At 66.1% G+C, this 18,849-nt stretch carries 16 protein-coding genes and 1 pseudogene; 11 read left to right on the forward strand and 6 right to left on the reverse strand.

What is annotated here, in order from left to right:
* Positions 1-15 precede the first annotated feature (15 nt).
* On the reverse strand, positions 16-1,311 hold the full coding sequence (gene clpX, locus ABTV10_RS25415; RefSeq protein ID WP_499035653.1) for an ATP-dependent Clp protease ATP-binding subunit ClpX: 1,296 nt from the start codon (positions 1,309-1,311) through the stop codon (positions 16-18).
* 46 nt (positions 1,312-1,357) lie between these two features.
* Positions 1,358-2,449: a TetR/AcrR family transcriptional regulator gene (locus ABTV10_RS25420; protein WP_499035655.1), complete on the reverse strand. Its 1,092-nt coding sequence runs from the start codon at positions 2,447-2,449 to the stop codon at positions 1,358-1,360.
* Positions 2,450-2,710: 261 nt separating this feature from the next.
* Between ABTV10_RS25420 and ABTV10_RS25425 the strand changes: the two genes are divergently transcribed.
* The 7 genes from ABTV10_RS25425 (at position 2,711) to ABTV10_RS25455 (ending at position 10,333) form a co-directional block, all read left to right on the forward strand.
* Positions 2,711-3,628 (forward strand): polyprenyl synthetase family protein, encoded by a 918-nt coding sequence (locus ABTV10_RS25425; RefSeq protein ID WP_499035656.1) that lies wholly within the window; start codon positions 2,711-2,713, stop codon positions 3,626-3,628.
* Positions 3,629-3,677: 49 nt separating this feature from the next.
* Complete coding sequence (locus ABTV10_RS25430; RefSeq protein WP_499035657.1) at positions 3,678-5,537, forward strand: 1-deoxy-D-xylulose-5-phosphate synthase; 1,860 nt, start codon at positions 3,678-3,680, stop codon at positions 5,535-5,537.
* A gap of 58 nt (positions 5,538-5,595) precedes the next feature.
* Positions 5,596-6,468, forward strand: a complete 873-nt coding sequence (locus ABTV10_RS25435) for a cytochrome P450 (RefSeq protein WP_499035659.1) — start codon at positions 5,596-5,598, stop codon at positions 6,466-6,468.
* Positions 6,374-6,994, forward strand: a complete 621-nt coding sequence (locus ABTV10_RS25440; RefSeq protein WP_499035908.1) for a cytochrome P450 — start codon at positions 6,374-6,376, stop codon at positions 6,992-6,994. The genes ABTV10_RS25435 and ABTV10_RS25440 overlap by 95 nt, the downstream gene beginning before the upstream one ends.
* Positions 6,995-7,108: 114 nt before the next feature.
* Positions 7,109-7,900, forward strand: coding sequence for a UbiA family prenyltransferase (locus ABTV10_RS25445; RefSeq protein WP_499035660.1), 792 nt, complete (start codon positions 7,109-7,111; stop codon positions 7,898-7,900).
* Between the two features lie 33 nt (positions 7,901-7,933).
* Positions 7,934-8,506 (forward strand): isopentenyl-diphosphate Delta-isomerase, encoded by a 573-nt coding sequence (gene idi, locus ABTV10_RS25450; protein WP_499035661.1) that lies wholly within the window; start codon positions 7,934-7,936, stop codon positions 8,504-8,506.
* 33 nt (positions 8,507-8,539) lie between these two features.
* Positions 8,540-10,333: a flavin-containing monooxygenase gene (locus ABTV10_RS25455; protein WP_499035662.1), complete on the forward strand. Its 1,794-nt coding sequence runs from the start codon at positions 8,540-8,542 to the stop codon at positions 10,331-10,333.
* 88 nt (positions 10,334-10,421) lie between these two features.
* Here the strand turns inward: ABTV10_RS25455 and ABTV10_RS25460 are convergent.
* From ABTV10_RS25460 to ABTV10_RS25470, 3 genes and pseudogenes are all read right to left on the reverse strand, one after another.
* A pseudogene (locus tag ABTV10_RS25460) lies at positions 10,422-10,661 on the reverse strand (zinc ribbon domain-containing protein); the annotation flags it as partial.
* 263 nt (positions 10,662-10,924) lie between these two features.
* Entirely contained in the window at positions 10,925-12,175 is a 1,251-nt protein-coding gene (locus ABTV10_RS25465; RefSeq protein ID WP_499035663.1) for a hypothetical protein, read from the reverse strand.
* On the reverse strand, positions 12,159-13,514 hold the full coding sequence (locus ABTV10_RS25470) for an L-serine ammonia-lyase (protein ID WP_499035664.1): 1,356 nt from the start codon (positions 13,512-13,514) through the stop codon (positions 12,159-12,161). The genes ABTV10_RS25465 and ABTV10_RS25470 overlap by 17 nt, the downstream gene beginning before the upstream one ends.
* A gap of 93 nt (positions 13,515-13,607) precedes the next feature.
* Between ABTV10_RS25470 and ABTV10_RS25475 the strand changes: the two genes are divergently transcribed.
* The 4 genes from ABTV10_RS25475 to ABTV10_RS25490 are packed head-to-tail and all read left to right on the forward strand — an operon-like array spanning position 13,608 to position 17,958.
* Positions 13,608-14,630, forward strand: a complete 1,023-nt coding sequence (locus ABTV10_RS25475) for an NAD-dependent epimerase/dehydratase family protein (protein WP_499035665.1) — start codon at positions 13,608-13,610, stop codon at positions 14,628-14,630.
* Positions 14,630-15,697, forward strand: a complete 1,068-nt coding sequence (locus ABTV10_RS25480; RefSeq protein ID WP_499035666.1) for a dihydrodipicolinate synthase family protein — start codon at positions 14,630-14,632, stop codon at positions 15,695-15,697. Before ABTV10_RS25475 ends, ABTV10_RS25480 begins: the two co-directional genes overlap by 1 nt.
* Complete coding sequence (locus ABTV10_RS25485) at positions 15,694-17,022, forward strand: MFS transporter (RefSeq protein WP_499035667.1); 1,329 nt, start codon at positions 15,694-15,696, stop codon at positions 17,020-17,022. Before ABTV10_RS25480 ends, ABTV10_RS25485 begins: the two co-directional genes overlap by 4 nt.
* A gap of 24 nt (positions 17,023-17,046) precedes the next feature.
* A complete protein-coding gene (locus ABTV10_RS25490; protein WP_499035668.1) occupies positions 17,047-17,958 on the forward strand; it encodes a hypothetical protein in 912 nt (303 codons plus the stop codon).
* Here the strand turns inward: ABTV10_RS25490 and ABTV10_RS25495 are convergent.
* The gene (locus tag ABTV10_RS25495; protein ID WP_499035670.1) at positions 17,934-18,845 is read right to left on the reverse strand and encodes a dihydrodipicolinate synthase family protein; all 912 of its coding nucleotides are present in this window, start codon (positions 18,843-18,845) and stop codon (positions 17,934-17,936) included. The genes ABTV10_RS25490 and ABTV10_RS25495 overlap by 25 nt on opposite strands.
* Between the last annotated feature and the right edge of the window lie 4 nt (positions 18,846-18,849).

The raw sequence follows: 18,849 nt of genomic DNA on the forward strand, positions 1-18,849 counted from the left end.
TATTGGGGTAGTGGATCAGACCGCTTCGCGGCCGGTGGTGTCGCGCTCTACGTGGCTTCGGTCGCGTCGCCGTTCGGCGATCGATGGGTTGGTGTTGGCGCTCACGGTCTCTGCGTCGATGACCACTTCGGTTACGTCGTCGCGGCTGGGGATCTCGTACATGAAGTGTTGGAGGACCTCCTCCATGATGGCTCGTAGTCCCCGGGCGCCGGTTCCTCGGACAATGGCTTGGGAAGCGATCGCGTCGAGGGCCTCGGGGGTGAAGGTCAGTGTGGCGCCGTCAATGTCGAAGAGGCGGGCGTACTGTTTGACGAGCGCGTTTCGCGGCTCGGTGAGGATCTTGACGAGCGCGTCTTTGTCGAGGGGGCGCACGGTCGTCACGATCGGTAGGCGGCCGACGAACTCGGGGATCAGGCCGAACTTGTGAAGGTCCTCGGGCATGACGTCGCCGAGGTGATCTTGGTTGTCGGTGTCTTTCGAGCGGATCTCGGCGCCGAACCCGATGCCCTGGTGTCCGGTTCGGTTGGCGACGATCTTCTCGAGGCCTGCGAAGGCTCCGGAGACGACGAAGAGAATGTTGGTGGTGTCGATCTGAAGGAAGTCTTGGTGCGGGTGTTTGCGGCCGCCTTGCGGGGGGACGCTTGCTTGGGTTCCCTCGAGGATCTTCAGGAGAGCTTGTTGGACGCCTTCGCCTGAGACGTCGCGGGTGATCGACGGGTTCTCGCTCTTGCGGGCGACCTTGTCGATCTCGTCGATGTAGATGATCCCGGTCTGGGCTCGCTGGACGTCGAAGTCCGCGGCCTGGATCAGTTTGAGGAGGATGTTCTCGACGTCCTCCCCGACGTAGCCGGCTTCGGTCAGGGCTGTTGCATCGGCGATCGCGAAGGGGACGTTGAGCATGCGGGCGAGGGTTTGTGCGAGATAAGTTTTTCCGCAGCCGGTCGGCCCGAGCAGCAGGATGTTCGATTTCGTGAGTTCGACCGTCTCGCTGCCGGGGGTGGTGCTGCTGTCGTGTGCGGCGCGGATTCGTTTGTAGTGGTTGTAGACGGCGACAGCGAGCGATTTTTTGGCATCGTGCTGACCGATGACGTATTGGTCGAGGTGGTTGCAGATTTCGGCCGGTGTCGGCATGTTCTCGCGTTCGACGATGCCGGATTCCGCCAGCTCTTCTTCCAGGATCTCGTTGCACAGGTCGATGCACTCGTCGCAGACGTAGACGCCAGGTCCGGCAATCAGCTTCCGCACCTGCTTCTGGCCCTTGCCGCAGAACGAGCACTTCAGCAGGCCGCCGCTCTCGCGGATCTGCGCCATTCTTCACTCCTCGTCGATGCTGATGCGCTGGGTGGGCGGTGAAGCGTCAGTGGTCTCGAGCGTCCGGGACTAGGGCATTGGCACGCGCGCACGCATCCGGCCCGATGCTGCGCGCGTTGATGTGGCCATCGGAGATGGAGAGGGTGGCCTCGGTGTCGTCGTTGACATCGGGTATCCCGCAGGCTGCCGCGATCTCACCGTTCGGGTCGACGATCACCTGTAGTTGCGGCCACGCGGTGGAGGGGAACGCTTGGCGCAGTGACCGGCACAGATCCGCAAGAGCCAATCGAGCGAGCGGAGCGAGCTCGACCGCATCCGCGGTGACAAGCACGGCGGTGACCGGCGCATCGTCCGGTGCAGTACGGGCCAGGTGTTCGATGTGTTCGAGCCGGTTCATGCCGACCACGGCAACGATCCCGTCGCCGATTGTTGTCGGCTTGCCGCGAACGATATCGGTCGCCCGGGGGTGGCTCCATTCCTCGTGGACGGTCTCGGGCGCGATGCCAGCTGCGGGTGGGGTAGTCCACCGATCGTCGATCTGGATGCTGGTGATGTGCTGGCAGGTTTCGATCACCTTGGCCGGGTCGACGAAGTCGGGTGCGACGAAGGACAACTGGCTGGCGCCGTAGAGGACGGTGAGCACCGACTCGGCGACGCCGACCATACGCTCGGCGGACCGGGATAGTCGCTCGAGGGCCAACCCGAGCAGTACGGCATCGAGCTTCACCAGCTGGGCGAATGGCCGCTGAAACTGTTCGTCGGTGAGGATTTCGGGGATGAGGTCGACACCGAGCATCGGCGAGGTGAGCTGCACCGATCCCTGATACTCGTAGTTGTTGGTCCGGGGCAGTCGATCAACCCAGGTGCTCGCGAACACCCCGAGCGCCTCCACCTGGGTGTCTGCGTGAGTATGTAGGACTTCGCCGGCGTTCTCTGCCTCCTCGGCGAGGACGGCGAGGTACAGGGCACGCTTGCCGGGAAAGTTGGAGTACACCGCACCTCGCGTGAGGTCGGCGCGGATGGCGATCTCGTCGACGGTCGCTTTGCGGAATCCCCGCTCGGAGAACTCGGCTCGGGCTGCGGTGAGCACCCTGCGCCGGTTGAGCTCTTGCTGCTGGACCCTTGTCAGCCGCGCCATCGATCCGATTCCTCCGCTACCTCTGATTTATCCCATTTCAAATGCGGTCATCATCCGAATGTTGTTATCATCCGAATAATACACGGGGGGTGCTCGCCGGGGGCTTAGTTGACCGGACCACTCTCCGCAGAGCTGTCAGCGACGCAGAGGGGGCAGAAGGTGGGGAGCGCAACTGTCGGGCACCTGACCAGTGCATCGAGGACTGCCGACGATGTCCTTGCCGAAGCCCGGGCACTGGTCGAGCCTGCTTACCGTGCCGTTGTGGACACCGCCAGACCGCAGGTTCGCCATGTGGCCGGCTACCACGCGGGATGGTGGGACGAGCACGGTGCCCCGATGCGCAGGTCGGGCAAATCGGTTCGACCAGCCCTGGTGTTCGCCGCAGCCGCCGCGGTGGGCGCTCGGGACATGCAGACGTGTTTGCCCGAAGCGGTCGCGGTCGAACTCGTACACGATTTCTCGCTGATCCATGACGATTTGATGGACGGCGATACCGAGCGGCGCCACCGTCCATCAGCGTGGACGATGTTCGGGACCGGCGACGCGCTACTGACCGGGGACACGCTGCTGGCGTTGGCGATCAACGAACTCGCAGGCCGGGCGAGCATGACAACCCTCGCGAACGCTCTTGTGTCGCTGTGTGCCGGCCAGTCGGACGATCTCGATTTCGAGTCCCGCACGAGCGTCGAGCTCAGCGACTGTATGACCATGATCGAAGGCAAGACTGCGTCTCTATTGGCATGCGCGTGTGAGATCGGCGCGACCGGGGGAGGGGCGGACCACGCACGGGCGGCGCTTCTCGCCCAGTTCGGCCATCATCTCGGGATCGCATTCCAGTTGACCGACGACATCCTCGGGATCTGGGGGAATCCCGTCGTCACTGGCAAGCCGGTCTTCTCCGATCTAGTCAATCGCAAGAAGTCACCGCCTGTCGTCGTTGCCCTCCAAGCGAATGCACAGTTCCGTGAGCTCTACGACACCGACCCCGCCTACGACGATCCCATTCGCCTCCGGACGATGGCTGATCTCATCGAGGCGTGCGGGGCCCGGGCATGGGCTGAAGAGCAAGCCGAGCAAGCACTGACCGAGGCGCGGGTGTGCGTGGATGCGCTCGACTGCGGCGAGGATGCCGCCGATCTTCGGAGGCTCGCGGACTTCATCTGTGGCAGGTCCCGATGATCCTGCACACCAGTCACTCTCGCCGATTCGAGCAGCTGGTGGTGACCTCATGACCGGAGCGGCTTTCGCGTACGACAACGCAGCACCGGCGGGTCTCGATCAGTGGCCGCTGATCGCGTCGCTGCACGCACCCAGCGATGTCAAGCGTCTCGACGCACCGGAACGGCTAGAACTCGCTGCCGAGATCCGGGACTTCCTTATCGACCACGTCAGCGCCACCGGTGGGCACCTCGGAGTCAACCTGGGAGTCGTCGAACTGACCATCGCACTGCATACGGTATTCAGCTCACCCGAGGATGCGATCCTGTTCGATACCGGGCACCAGTGCTATGTACACAAAATCATCACCGGCCGTGCTGCGCGCTTCGGCAGCCTCCGCCGAGCCGGTGGCCTGTCAGGGTACCCCAGCCGCGCCGAGTCAGAGCACGACTGGATCGAGTCCTCACACGCCTCGGGTTCCCTGGCCTACGCGGACGGACTCGCCAAAGGCTTCCGGCTACAAGGCGAGACAGACCGGCGTGTCGTGGCGGTGACCGGCGACGGCGGATTGACTGGCGGCCTCGCGTGGGAAGGCCTGAACAACATCGTCGCCAACGACAGTCGCGTGGTGATCGTCGTCAACGACAACGGCCGCTCGTACGCTCCCACGGTCGGTGGGCTCTGCCGTCAAGGAACCAGCGACGAACACAACCGGATGGCGGTCGGCGACACGTTTCGCGCGCTGGGGCTCGAGTACGTCGGCCCCATCGACGGGCACGACCTGGGGGCGCTGGAAGTCGCACTCACCGCGGCGGCCGAGGCGACGTCACCGGTTGTCGTGCACTGTGTGACCGTCAAGGGAAAGGGATACAAGGCCGCCGAGCAGGATGCACGAGACCGCATGCATGCGGTCGGCACCATCGACCCGAGAACCGGGCGTCCCGTCGCACCACCACAACCGACGTGGACCGGAGAGTTCTCCCGTGAGATCGTGCGCCTGGCATCCCAGCGGCCTGACCTTGTCGCGATCACGGCAGCCATGCTCGACCCCGTCGGCCTCACGCCCTTTGCCGAGACCTTCCCGGAGCGCGTGTTCGATGTCGGAATCGCCGAGCAGCACGCCGTAACTTCTGCCGCGGGACTCGCCATGAGCGGCCTGCATCCCGTGGTGTGCTTGTACTCGACCTTCCTGAGCAGGGCCATCGACCAGGTCCTGATGGATGTCGCATTACACCGCCTGCCCGTGACCTTCGTCGTCGACCGCGCCGGCATCACGGGCCCGGATGGTGCATCGCATCACGGCATGTGGGACACCGCACTATGCAGCGCGATACCTGGCGTGCGCGTCGCTTCTCCTCGAGACGCGCGGCGACTACGGGAACTCCTCGCCGAAGCCGTCGTCTGTGAGGGCCCCACCGTCGTCCGCTACCCGCGCGCGTCGGTCAGCGAGGCGATTCCCTCGATCGCTCATATCGACGACATTGATGTTCTCCACGACAGCTCATCCGGCTCACAAACGGTGTTGATCATCGCAGCCGGCCCACTCGCGTCGGAGTGCGTCGCTGCCGCCCAGGTTCTCGAAATGCACAGAGTACCGGCGACCGTCGTCGATCCCAGATGGACCCAGCCGATCAATCCGAGACTGCTCACCATGGCAGCACGATACGAACTCATCGTCACTGTCGAGGACGCGGTGCGTGGCGCTGGGATGGGGACGGCCTTACTTCGAGACTGCTCGGACGCCGAAATTGCGACTCCCTTTCTGATCCTCGGCCTCGGCGACGAGTTCATCGAGCACGGCGACCGAGCCGGGCTGCTCCGGGAACAGGGGCTCGACAGCGAATCGATCGCCGAGTGCATCCTCGACCGCCTCAGCAACCGGCACCGCGTTGCAACAACGATCGCCCACCTGACGCCACCCTCTTCTTGATCCGAGGCGCATCGACACGTCCGCAGCTAAACCAACTGCATCGGAGGACAACAATCACATGGGAACCATCGACGACATCCCCTTGGCGAAGGGGCACCTGCCTGTTTTCGGGCACGGTGCATCCTTTCTCCGGGACCCGCTCGGTTTCGTCTCCTCCCTGCCCCGAGCCGGGGATCTCGTCCGGATCAAGATGGGGCCGATGACGGTCGTGGTCGTCTGTGACCCGCAGCTGACCCGTGACGTTCTTCTCGACGATCGGACATTCGACCGCGGAGGCCCGCTCTACGATCGGTCCCGCGAGGTCGCCGGAGAGGGACTGGGCACATGCACCTACGCCACTCACCGGCGTCAGCGCAGACTGTGCCAGCCGACCTTCCGTTTCGATCGCTTCCCCGGTTACGCCGAGGTGATGGCCACGGCTGTCGAGGACGTCACCCGGTCCTGGCGCGACGGACAGGTCATCGACCTGAGCTCGGAGATGTCAAAGCTCACCGTCCGTGTCGCCGTGCGCACGATGTTCTCGACATCGTTGCCCGAATCGACCGTCCAGCAGGTCGCGGACGATTTCGGCCTGATCGCCGAGGGGATGTTCCGGCGTATGGTGATGCCTCCGATAGTCAACCGCCTACCGACCCCCGGGACGCGCCGCTACTACCAGGCCAAGGACCGACTTCGACGAATCGGCGGACAACTGATCGCCGAGCGGCGCTCCGATGACCGTGATCGAGGCGATCTACTCTCCTCACTGCTCAGTGCGCGCGACCCCGAGGCCGGCAGCGACAGCGCGTCAATGACCGATACCGAACTCGCCGACCGATACCGAACTCGCCGACCAGATCTTCACCTTCTTCCTCGCGGGCGCCGAAACCACCGCAAGCACACTGGCGTGGGCGCTCTACATGCTCGGCCGCGCACCCGAAGTCGAGCATGAAGTCCACGCGGAGGTCGATCGTCTCCTGACCGACAGAACCGCCGGGTTCGATGATCTCGGGAACCTCCCGACCGTCAGCCGGGTGCTCACCGAGACACTGCGGATGTATCCAGCCGGGTGGCTCCTCACTCGGGTGGTCTCGCGTGACACCGAACTCGCGGGGATACGCCTCCCGGAAGGCACGACCGTGGCGGTCAGTCCACACATCATCCACCGGCGCGAGGACATCTACGAACGAGCGAACGAGTTCACCCCTTCCCGGTGGGACGACGTCAAACCCGACCGGACAACGTACATCCCGTTCGGGGCCGGCGCCCGAAAATGCATCGGTGATCAGTTCGCACTGACCGAGGCCGGCCTCGCTCTCGCCACCATCACCGCCCGTTGGCAACTGACCGCATTGAGTGATCGTCCTGTCTCTGCTTCACTCAAACACCTTCCGGCACCGCGGCATCTGATGATGCGACTCACGAGTCGAATCGGGGCAGACAACACGCCCGGTACGACGGAACATCCGGTGGGGTAAGCCATGACAGTCGACATCAAACCCACCGACACCCGGATAGGGCGCCTCGTGCGTGCACCCATACACGAAGCCAGGATCTGCTGGTCATTCACCTGGGGAGACCTCTCCGCGACAGTGCTGCCGGCAACGACGTTCGCCATCGCAGCCTGGAACAGCACCGGCCTACCCGCGGAATCCCTGCCGACCGTCATCGCGAAGTGCCTGGTGTACTTCTGGCTGTACATCTACACCTTCAACCTGTCGAACCAGCTCATCGGCATCGACGAGGACCGGATCAACAAACCCCACCGGCCCCTAGTGACCGGGATGATCACACCTACTGGTGCCCGCCGCCGCTTGGTCCTGGCTACAGTGGCGTTCCTCGTCGTCGGCGCCGCGCTCGGGGTGCTGTTGTGGACCAGCCTCTGGGTAGCCGCCTGGGGACTCCACAATCACCTCGGATGGGCACGCACCGGGTGGGGCAAGAACACCGCCATGGTCGCGGGAACGATCGCGCAACTCGCCGCCGCGTGGCAGATCGTCACACCACTGACCGATACCGCGTGGACCTGGATCCTGACGATCGCTGTCCCACTGGGCGTCCTCGTCTCCCTCCAAGACCTACGCGACCTTGCCGGTGATGCTGCCATCGGCCGAAGGACCGCGGTCATGGTGATGGGGGAGAGGAGCTCTCGACTGTTCTTCTGCGTCGCCTTCGCCGTCTACCCCGTGCTGACCTACGTCGCGCTCTATCGCGGCGCCCCCGCGGTGGCGCAGTGCATCGGAGCAGCCGCCGGGGCCCTCTCCCTCGCGATCGCGTACCGAGTTGTGCGCCTCCGAGACCGGCGATCGGACAACACGACCTACATGATGTACACGTACTGGTACTGCATCACACTTGCCAGCGCCGTGTTCGCGGTCGGATGACATCGACACTGCCACAGCAAGAAACGAGGATCTGTGCAAACGATTGAAGAACTGGTCGTCCTGCTCGACGACACCGGAAGTCCGATCGGTAGCGCACCGAAAGGCACTGTGCACACGGCGCATACACCTTTACATCGGGCGTTCTCCTGCCATGTATTCGCTCCTGATGGGCGCCTACTGGTCACCCGCCGAGCGCTGACCAAGCCAACCTGGCCGGGGGTGTGGACGAACTCCTTCTGCGGCCATCCGCTACCCGGAGAGTCAGACCACGACGCCATCACTAGACGCGGACAGTGGGAACTCGGCATCACACTGACTAACATCCGACCGCTGCTCCCGACCTATAGCTACCGTGCCGTCGACTCCTCGGGGATCGTCGAAAACGAAATCTGCCCGGTCTTCGCGGCCAACACAACCGCCACGCCCACCGCGAACCCTGCCGAAGTACGCGAGTGGAACTGGGTGTCGGTGCCCGACATCGCAGCGGCGACAGCAAGTGCACCCTTCGCGTTCAGCCCATGGTTCGTCGAGCAGCTCTCCCAAATCGGGCTGTACACCACCGACCCCAGTTCCACTCCGCCGCAGAGCACCTGGCAGACAACCTGACAGTCTTCACCAGACGGGAAGGGGCACGACCTTATGGCTTCCAAGTCCAGCGATTCCGCCAACCCGCAGTTCGACATCGGGGCCGTCCGAGCCAAGTACCGGACCGAGCGCGACCGACGCCTGCACGTCGCCGGCATCCGCCAATACGCGCGATTGGCTGACGACACTCTCCACTCAGGTCCCGCCAGCAGGTCGCCCTCGGCTGACCACACTGAGCCCCAACCGGTTGACGTGGTGATCATCGGTGCCGGCATCGCAGGCATCTTGGCGGCCGTCCGGCTCAAACAGGCCGGGATCGTCGATATACGCATCATCGAGAAGTCCAGCGGCTTCGGGGGAACGTGGCACAGAAACCGCTATCCAGGCGTCCGGTGTGACATCGAGTCCTACATCTACCTTCCGATGCTCGAAGAATCCGGATACTTCCCCACCGAGAAGTACGTCACAGGCGAGGAGATCCGCACCTACCTCACATCGCTCGCGCGCTCGTACGCCTTGACCGACGTGACATCGGTGAACACTCACGTCACCTCAGTCGAATGGATCGACAAGCAGGCTTTGTGGGCAGTATCGACCGACACCGGTGAGGTGATTCGAAGTACGTTCGTCGTTCACGCCGCCGGACTGTTCACCACCCCCAAGATTCCCGCGGTTCCCGGACTTGAGACGTTCGGTGGGCGTGCCTTCCACACAAGCCGATGGGACTACGAGTACACGGGGGAGGACCTGAGCCGGCTGGCGGACAAACGCGTCGGGATCATTGGAACCGGCGCCACTGCGGTGCAGTGTGTTCCACCGCTGGCGGCACACGCTCAACATCTGTATGTGTTCCAGCGGACGCCATCGCCGATCGACACGCGTGGCAATATCCCCACCGACCTGGAATGGTGGGATCAGCTACCAGCCGATTGGCAGATCGAACGGATGATGAACTTCACCCGAATGGTGTCCGGCCACACCGACGGCGACGACCTTGTCGACGACGGATGGACCCGCGTCATGCGCAAGGTCGGGAGCTTTTTCAAGAAGGACAGCCGCACTGCCAGTCCTGAGGAGATGGCTGAGCTACTCGAAGTCGCGGACTTCCATCACATGGAAGACCTGCGCCGACACGTCGAACAGGTCGTCCATGACGCCGACACCGCGGAAAAGCTCAAGCCGTACTACAGATCCTTGTGCAAACGGCCCTGCTTCAGCGACGACTACCTTCCCGCATTCAACCGGCCCAATGTCTCCCTCGTCGACGTCAGCGGCAACAACACCATTACAGCGATCTCGAATAGCGGGATCGTCACCGCGAGTGGTGAATACGATCTCGACTGCATCGTCTTCGCCACCGGGTTCCACATCGGCACGACCGTCGTCGAGCGCAGCGGATTCGACATCACCGGGCGTGACGGAGTCACGTTGTCGCACAAGTGGCAGGCCGGACCGAGGACTCTGCACGGGCTCATGGCCCACCACTTCCCGAACCTGTTCTTCCTCGGCGCGATCCAGACGGGCTCCACCAGCAACTTCACCCACATGCTCTACGAACAGACCGCGCACATGACCAGCATCATCACCGCATGCAACCATCGCGGCGCCAACGTCGTGGAGCCAACAGTGGCCGCCGAAACCCGCTGGGTCCAAACCGTGCAGCAATCCGCCCAGAACAACACCAAGTTCCTGCACGAATGCACCCCGGGCTACTTCAACCAGGAAGGCGACGCAGGCGACCCCAACGGATTGATCGCCTCCCAATACGCGGAAGGCCCCCTCGCCTTCTTCGACATCCTCGAGCAATCACGTAAGAACGGATACGAGGCCGAGCTCGTGTTTTCTTGACGTCCTCCTCGGCCTGAAGGCCGGGGATTCCTACCAGCGCCGTCGGCGCTCTCGGTGGGTTCCTGTTTCACAGAGTCGTGCTCCCCACTCACGCGGGGAGGCTGACCGTCTCTCCGCAGGCGTTTCGTCTCTCCGCCCGTCCGGCGGCGAGAATGTTGATGGCGGCGTTGAGATCCCGGTCGTGGGCCGCCCCACACCGGCACGTCCAGGTGCGCACGTGCAGGGGTTTCGGTCCATCGACCCTGCCGCATGTCGAGCAGATCTGGGACGACGGGAACCAGCGGTCGACCTTCACGACCGTGCGCCCGTACCGGGTGGCTTTCTCCTGTGCGTGACCGGGCTGGCCCGGACCCGCCTCGCGAAGTCGGTGCACGATGCCGGCTGGGGCTTGTTCCTGCGCCTGATAGGTCTGGCCGGTCGCCGCCGGGCCCGCAGTTGCAGGGATGCTGCTGCGGATCGGGCGGCCCTGTCACCCGTCAGACGACAGAAGCAGCGGCTCGATCGATGCCTACTGCTCATCGGTCAGGTATTCGGTCGCGGCACGCCGAGCAGTCGTCGCTAATCCAGCTGCCGCATTTGGGGAGACACACTCTAGGCCTCGAGCCGCACCGAGTACCGCACGGCCGGACGACCTGCACCGCTGGTGACGGTACCGACCGGGTGTGCCAGTCCCGCTCTTTCGAGCTGCTTCAACGTTCTTCGGGCGGAGCGGGGTTCGATCCCGAGTGCCGCCGCCACGTCCGCGGCGGTGACCTCGTTGTCGGGGTGCGCCGCGATTGCGGCGTCGAGCTTCACCAGGGTGGCGCGGGAGAGACCTGCGCGTCGGGCGGCGACGTGCAGGCTCAGCGGCTCGTCGGTGCGGCCGTCCCCGGCTGCGGTTTCGGTGATCACGAAGTCCCGGCCTGAGCCGACCGAGACTACCGCCGCGAAAGGTCCTGCGGTGCGGCAGCGTTCGACGGCTCGTCGGGCGAGGGCCTCGGCATCGGCAGCCGAGCGGCCCACGCCGAGGCCGATCCGGACCCAGTTGTGGCGCTCGGACAGTTGTTCGAGCAGGGGCATGACGGTCCAGTCGCACGTGTGCTGCGCCAGCACACCGCGAGTGCTCACCAGTATGTAGCTGCCGTTTCCGGTGGGAAACACGCTGCCCGCCAGGGCGCGGATGTCGTCGGCGAGGCCGTCGTCGGGGTCGGGGAGCTCGATCATGCCGAGCACCACCTGCGCGTCGGACGAGATGCGCCCTGCCAATTCCATCGTCAGGGCCTCGAGCGCGGTGCGCACCGAGGCGATGGCGGGTGCCAACCGGATCGCGTAGACGTCGTCGCGGATCAGCTCGTACACCGAGCGTACGCAGGTGATCGCCACTGAGCCGGGATGTGCGCGGGCGTGCTCACGGTGGAATGCCGCGAGCCGGTGCGCGTCGATCCCGTTGCGGTACTCCAGGGTTGCGACGTCGTCGGTGGCGATGCCGACGTGGGTGAGGCTTTCGACCACGAGCGGCCGCGCCAGGGTGTCGATCGAGATGTGGGCCGGGTCGTGCCCGGCGGACATCAGTTCCACGAGGGCGCCGTAGAGGGTTGCGCCGGTGTAGTCGATGTAGGTGGCGGGCTTGGTGATCGCTCCCCGGGCCTGAGCGAGCGTGTAGGGGATGACCCCGGTGAACAGCAGCGCGTCGACCTCGGGGTGTTCGGCGATGACCTCGACGGCCTGTTCCTCGTTGCGGTAGGTCAGGGGTACCACCACATGGTCGGCGAACTCCACGGTGGCCACCCGTTTGACCAGCGACACCAGATCGGACGGCCCGACGACCCCGATCCGATACGCGTGTTCAGCATTCGACGACATTGACGGCAAGCCCCCCCAGTGATGTTTCCTTGTACTTGGACTGCATGTCCGCTCCGGTTTCGCGCATGGTCTTGATGACAGTGTCCAGGCTGACGCGATGTGTTCCGTCGCCGGCCAGGGCGATTCGCGCGGCGTTGATCGCCTTCACGGCTCCGACGGCGTTGCGTTCGATGCAGGGAATCTGCACGAACCCGCCGACCGGGTCGCAGGTGAGACCCAGGTTGTGTTCCATCGCGATCTCGGCGGCGTTCTCCACCTGGGCGGGCGTGCCGCCGAGCAGTTCGCACAGGGCGCCGGCCGCCATCGAGCAGGCGGAACCGACTTCGCCCTGGCAGCCGACCTCGGCACCGGAGATGGACGCGTTGCCTTTGTACAGCGCGCCGATCGCGGTGGCCGTGAGCAGGAATCGCCGGATTCCGTCGGCGTCCGCGCCGGGAACGAAGCGATCGTAGTAGTGCAGGACGGCGGGGATGATGCCCGCGGCCCCGTTCGTCGGGGCGGTAACCACCCGCCCCCCGGCCGCGTTCTCCTCGTTCACGGCCATCGCGAAGGCGTTCACCCAGTCCAGCCGGTGCAGCGGATCGGGCTGGGCGCCGGCCTCGAGCCGGCGTCGCAGGGCGGGGGCGCGGCGGCGGACGGCCAACGCCCCGGGCAGGAGGCCGTCGGTCCGCAGCCCCGCGGCGACGCTTTCCTGCATGGCGGACCAGATTCGGTCGAGACCGGCGTCGACGTCGGCTCTGGGTCGAAGCGCGTGCTCGTTGGCCCGCACGAGGGCGCTGACGGGCAAACCTGTTTCGGCGGCGCGGGCAAACAGTTCGTCGCCGGAGCCGAAGGGGTGGGGTACTTCCGGGTCGGGTTCGTTCGGACACGGCGCTTCGGCTTCGGTGACGAATCCGCCGCCGATCGAGTAGTAGGTCCGTTCGTGGTGCGACCCGTCGGCGAACGCAGCGGTCAGGACCATTGTGTTGGGATGGCCGGGCAGCCGGATGCCTCCGTCGAGGACGAGGTCGGTGTCCCGGAAAGGGATGCGGTGTCTTCCGGCCAGGTCGATCGTCCCGCTGTCGGCGACAGCGGCTCGCCACTGCGCCGGCAGGTGTGGGTCGACGGTCCCCGGGTCGGCGCCGCGAAGTCCGGCGACCACCGCTCGGTCCGATCCGTGTCCGTGGCCGGTGGAACCGAGCGAGCCGCACAGCAGGACGTGCACCCGTTGCACCCGTTCGAGGTCGCCGGATGTCTCGAGTTCGGCCACGAACCTCCGCGCGGCCCGCATCGGCCCGACGGTGTGTGAGCTCGACGGGCCGATGCCGATCGAGAACATGTCGAACACGCTGACGGTCACGGCTCCGAGGTTCCTTCCGATTGTGCTTGACACCACACTTCACCATTATTACGGTCCTGACCGAAATAAGTCCATCTGGAGAAGGGCCGGTTGATGTTCGCCGACGAGAAGGATCTCGAGCAGGAGCTGAGTAGGCCGAGCGCGGAACTGGTAGCCGACGCCGCCGCGTGGCAAGGCGACCTGATTGTGCTGGGTGCGGGCGGAAAGATCGGGTCCGGCGTGGCCACGATGGCCCGCCGCGCACTGGACGAGGCGGGTCGTGACGACGTGCGGGTCCTCGCCGTCTCACGGTGGACGGACACCGAAGCGCGGGCACGCCTCGACACCACGGGAGTAGAAACGGTCATAGCCGATTTGTCGGACCCGGCGGCCGTGGACGAACTGCCGGACGCGGCGAACGTGGTGTTCCTCGTGGGGGCGAAGTTCGGTACCTCCACCAACTCCGACGAGGCCTGGATGACGAACACCGTGCTCCCGGCCTACGTCGCGCGGCGCTACTCGCAGTCGCGGATCACCGCGTTGTCGACCGGCAACGTCTACCCGATGACGTCGCCGATGAGCGGCGGGCCGGTCGAGACGGACGAGACCGGACCGGTCGGGGAGTACGCCATCACGTGTCGTGGTCGCGAGCAGGTCTTCACCCACGGTGCCCGCACGCGCGGCACCCGCGTCGCGCTGGTCCGACTCAACTACGCGTGCGAACCCCGGTACGGCGTCGTCGCGGACATCGCCCGCCGGGTGCACGCCGGCGAGCCCGTCGACCTGTCCATCGGCGTGGTGAACGTGGTGTGGCAGCGCTACACCAACGAGGTCGTCCTGCGCGCCCTCGGACACGCGGACACCGCGCCGTTCCTGCTCAACCTGACCGGGCCGGAGACGGCCTCGGTGCGGACCATCGCCACACAGCTCGGCGAGAAGCTCGGCGTCGAACCGGTCTTCGTCGGCGCCGAGGGGGAGACGAGCCTGCTCAACAACGCCTCCAAGTGCCACACCCTGTTCGGATACCCCGACCGCACCCTGGGCCACCTGATCGACATGCAGGCCGCGTGGATCCGGGCCGGCGGGCCCTTGTGGAACAAGCCGACCAAGTTCGAGCGCCGGGACGGACGATTCTGATGACACAGTCACTGTCGGACGCGAAGTCCGCGCTCCTGCACGCGGGCACCGTCATTCCCGCCCATCCGCTGGCGCTCGACGCCGCGCGGACCCTCGACGAGCGGCGCCAGCGCGCACTGACGCGGTACTACATCGACGCCGGCGTCGGAGGCGTCGCCGTCGGCGTGCACACCACCCAGTTCGAGATCCGCCGACCGGAGATCGGCCTGTTGCGGCCGGTCCTCGAGCTCGCCGCCGAGGAACTCGATGCGCGGGTCGGCGATCGCCCGTTCCTGCGGATCGCGGGGGTCGCCGGTCCCACCGGTCAGGCCGTCACCGAGGCGCAGCTGGCCCGGGAACTCGGCTACGACGCGGTACTCGTCTCGCCGGGCGGTCTCGCCGACGAAGACCTGGAGTATCTGCTCGACCGTTCCGCCGCCGTCGGCGAGGTGCTGCCCGTCATCGGGTTCTACCTCCAGGAGGCCGTCGGCGGACGCTATCTGCCACAGGACTACTGGCGCCGGCTCGCGGACCAGGAGTCGACCGTCGCGGTCAAGGCGGCGCCCTTCGATCGCTACCGGACCCTCGAGCTGGTGCAGGGGATCGTCGACTCGGACCGCGGCGCCGATGTCGCTCTCTACACCGGCAACGACGACAACATCGTCGCGGATCTGCTCACGCCGTTCGACCTGCACGGCCCGGCCGGACCGGTGACCCGCCGCTTCGTCGGCGGCCTGCTCGGGCACTGGGCCGTGTGGACCCGGTCCGCGGTGCACCTGCACGAGCTCGTCCAGAAGGCGTGGGCGGGCGACGAACCCGCGCGGATCCGGGCTATGTCGATGGCGGCCGCCGTGACCGACGCCAACGCCGCGGTGTTCGACGTGCGCAACAACTTCGCCGGCGTCATCGCGGGCGTGCACGAGGTGCTGCGCCGTCAGGGCCTCCTCGAAGGGATCTGGTGCCTCGACCCGGCCGAGGGCCTGTCGGCCGGTCAGGCCGATCAGCTGACCAGAATGATCGACGCGTACGAGTGGCTGCGCGCCGAGGACGGCTTCATCGCTGCAGGACTCGAAGGATGGTTGTCATGAGCTCAGCTACGGTCGACGCGTCCGCCGCTCCGCCCGACGAGCAGAAGGCCGCGCGCGCCAAGAAGGCGGTGTTCGGTGCCTGGCTGGGGTTCTACGTCGACCTGTTCGACATCTACCTGCCGGTCATCGTCCTCGCGCCGGCCTCGGTGTACTTCCAGGCCACCGGCGCGTCGGCGGGCACGATCGCGCTGATCAACGGGTCCGTGTTCGCCGCGACCCTGATCGGCAGACCTCTGGGTGCCATGCTGTTCGGGCACTTGGCCGACAAGTTCGGCCGTCGCAGGATCACGGTGGTCTCGGTGACCGGGTTCGGCGTCACCACCATGGCGATCGGATTGCTGCCCGGCTATCAGCAGATCGGCATCCTGGCCGTCATCCTGCTGATCGCGCTGCGCTTCATCGACGGCGTGTTCCTCGGCGGCGAGTACACCTCCGCCACCCCCACGGCGCTCGAGCAGAGCGCGAAACAACGCCGCGGCCTCAACGGCGCGATCATCTCGACCGGCTTCCCGCTGGCGTACTGCTCGATCGCCCTCATCACTCTCGGCCTGCTGCAGATCATGCCCGCCCAGGGCATCGACTCCGCGTACGTCCAATGGGGCTGGCGTATCCCGTTCTTCGTCGGCGCGGTGCTGTCGGTGGGCTTCGCGATCTGGTACTCGCGCAACGTCGAGGACAGTGAGGAGTGGCAGCAGTCGGAGAAGGTCAAGACTCCGCTGCTCGAACTCTTCAAGGGCAAGTCGGGTCGTGACTTCCTCCAGGTGTTCGTGCTCACCACCGGGCTGTGGTTCACCAGCTACATGCTGACCACCGTGTTGCCGGGCCTGATGAAGACCGAGGCGAAGCTGAGCCCCAACTCGACGACCCTGGCCCTGGTGGTCGCGAACGCGATCGTGGTGGCCGTCTACATGGGCAGCGGTCTGCTCTCGCAGAAGGTCGGCCGGCGGCCGATGCTGATCGCGGGTGGGTTGCTGTGCATGTTCGTCGCGCCGATCCCGTACTCGCTCATCGCGTCGGGCAACGTGCACACGTTCGGCACCGTACTCGCTCTCCTGATCTCGGTGACTGTGCTGATCAGCGTCCCGTGGGGGTGCCTGACCACGTACCTGACCGAACGCTTCACCCTCGGCGTCCGCGCATCAGGATATGGGCTCGGGTACTCGCTCGGCATGGTGATCCCCGCGTTCTACGCGTACATCCAGAGTGGACTGTCGACGTTCATGCCCCTGCCGTACACCGCGGTCGTGCTGCTGTGCTTCGGTGGACTGCTCACCGTGGTGGGCGCCGTCCTCAGCCCGGAGACCCGCGACGTCGACATGAACTGACCCGACACGACCGAAGGAGATTGCATGCGGATCGGTTTCGCCGGAGTGGCCCACTCACACCCCTTCAGCGACGCGCTCAGCGCGCGATCGTTCGGGGTGCAAGAGCTGGCCGTCTGGGATCCCGACGACCACTCCCGGCGCCACGACTTCGTCCGGGAGTGGTCCGCAATCGAGCAGCACTCGCTGGCCGATCTACTCGCGTGGGGCCCCGACCTGGTGATCGTCACCCCGAGGCCACACCGGATCGCGACCGTGGTGTCGACAGTCCTCGATCACGGTGCCGCCTGCTTCCTCAACAAGGTCCCGGCCGCGAGCACGGCCGGCCTCGCCGCGCTCGATGCGGCGGTCGGCGCACGGTCCGATCGATTCCTGACCTCCTCGGTGCTGCGATTCGCCCCCGACGTCCGCGCACTGGCCGAGGAACTCGCCGGGCAGGACCCGATCGCCGTGCACGTGTCGGTCCGGCACAGCATCGACATCTTCACCACCCCGGCACGGCAATGGCAGGACGACCCGAACGACGGTGGCGGCACCGCAATCTCGATGGGGCTGCACGCCTGGGAAATGCTCGACGCGCTCCTCGACCGCCCTGTCACCCCGCTCGGCGGAGTGACAGGCCGGATACCGGGCACCCGCACGATCTCGGAGAACACCGCGGCCTTCCACGCGATCGCCGACGCGGGGATCCCCGTCAGCGTGGACGTGGTCGGCGCGGGCAGCGGGGAGGGCTACGACGTCACGGTCCACACCGAGACCGGCGTGCACCGGATGACGCTGGACGGATCAGACCACCACCGCAGCCTCGGGTACCTCGACTGCATGCAGGCCGCACTGGCCATGGCCGACGGCGCCCCCAGCCCGGTGCCCTGGGAACGGAGCCGGGCGGTCATCGAGACCACACTGACAGCGGCTCAGCTTGCGCGCGTGGGCAACTGAGCCCGTGCGAGTCGGCGCAGCGCGGCCAGCACACGGTCACGCTCATCCACCGGGAGCGGGGGCGCGTACGGGTCGGTCAGCAGAGGCTCGGGCAGCAGACCCTGTTCCGCGGCGACCCACATCATCCGCTGGACGTACCCGTCGAACGGTTCGCGGAACGTCGCGGCCGCGAACTCGTCGAGCCGGCGCGTGGCCTCGAGGAAGGCGGGCAGATCGGCACCGGAGAAGCTGTCGAGCACCGCCCGAGTCAGTGTGACTGCCGCGGCAGCGATTCCGACCAGAGCCGCCTCGGCACCCCAGGTCAGCGAGGCCCCGAACATCCGGTCCTCGCCCGTGATCGCAAGCTTGCCGCGCTCACGGACCAGCGAGATCCGATCCTGGCAGGCCACGGCATCGGACAGTCGCGCCAGTTTGACCGCCGCCACCGCCGGATGATCGACCACGGCAGCAAACATCGCGTCCGGATACGGCGCGGTGTACAGATCGAAGGCAATCAGCGGCAGTCCGCCCGCCTCCCAGAGCCGGTCCAGATGCCGCAGCACCGAGACCGCGTCACCGCCCGCCGGGAACACCAGGACGGCACCGGCCCCGGACCGTGCAGCCAGCTCGGCCTCGTCGGCATTCTCGACCCCGACGATCACCGACGCACCGGCCCGGCACGCGATCCGGACCAGCTCGGCCCGCACCGCGGCGGGCAGGTGCGGTCCGCGGCCGGTGTGCGCGGCGATCGCCAGGCCGTCGGCGCCGGCCGCGACGAGTCCGCGGAAATAGCCCGCGGCGAACTCGGGCCGCGCGGTGCCCGTCGCGTCGAACGGCGTCACGGGCGCTGCATACAGCCGGCCGCGAGCGTCGCGTGCCCAGTCCCGTGCCGTCGCAAACCACTCCATGCCG

The sequence above is a fragment of the Paraburkholderia sp. RHO2 genome (assembly GCF_050955445.1).
Lineage (GTDB): Bacteria > Actinomycetota > Actinomycetes > Mycobacteriales > Mycobacteriaceae > Prescottella > Prescottella agglutinans_A.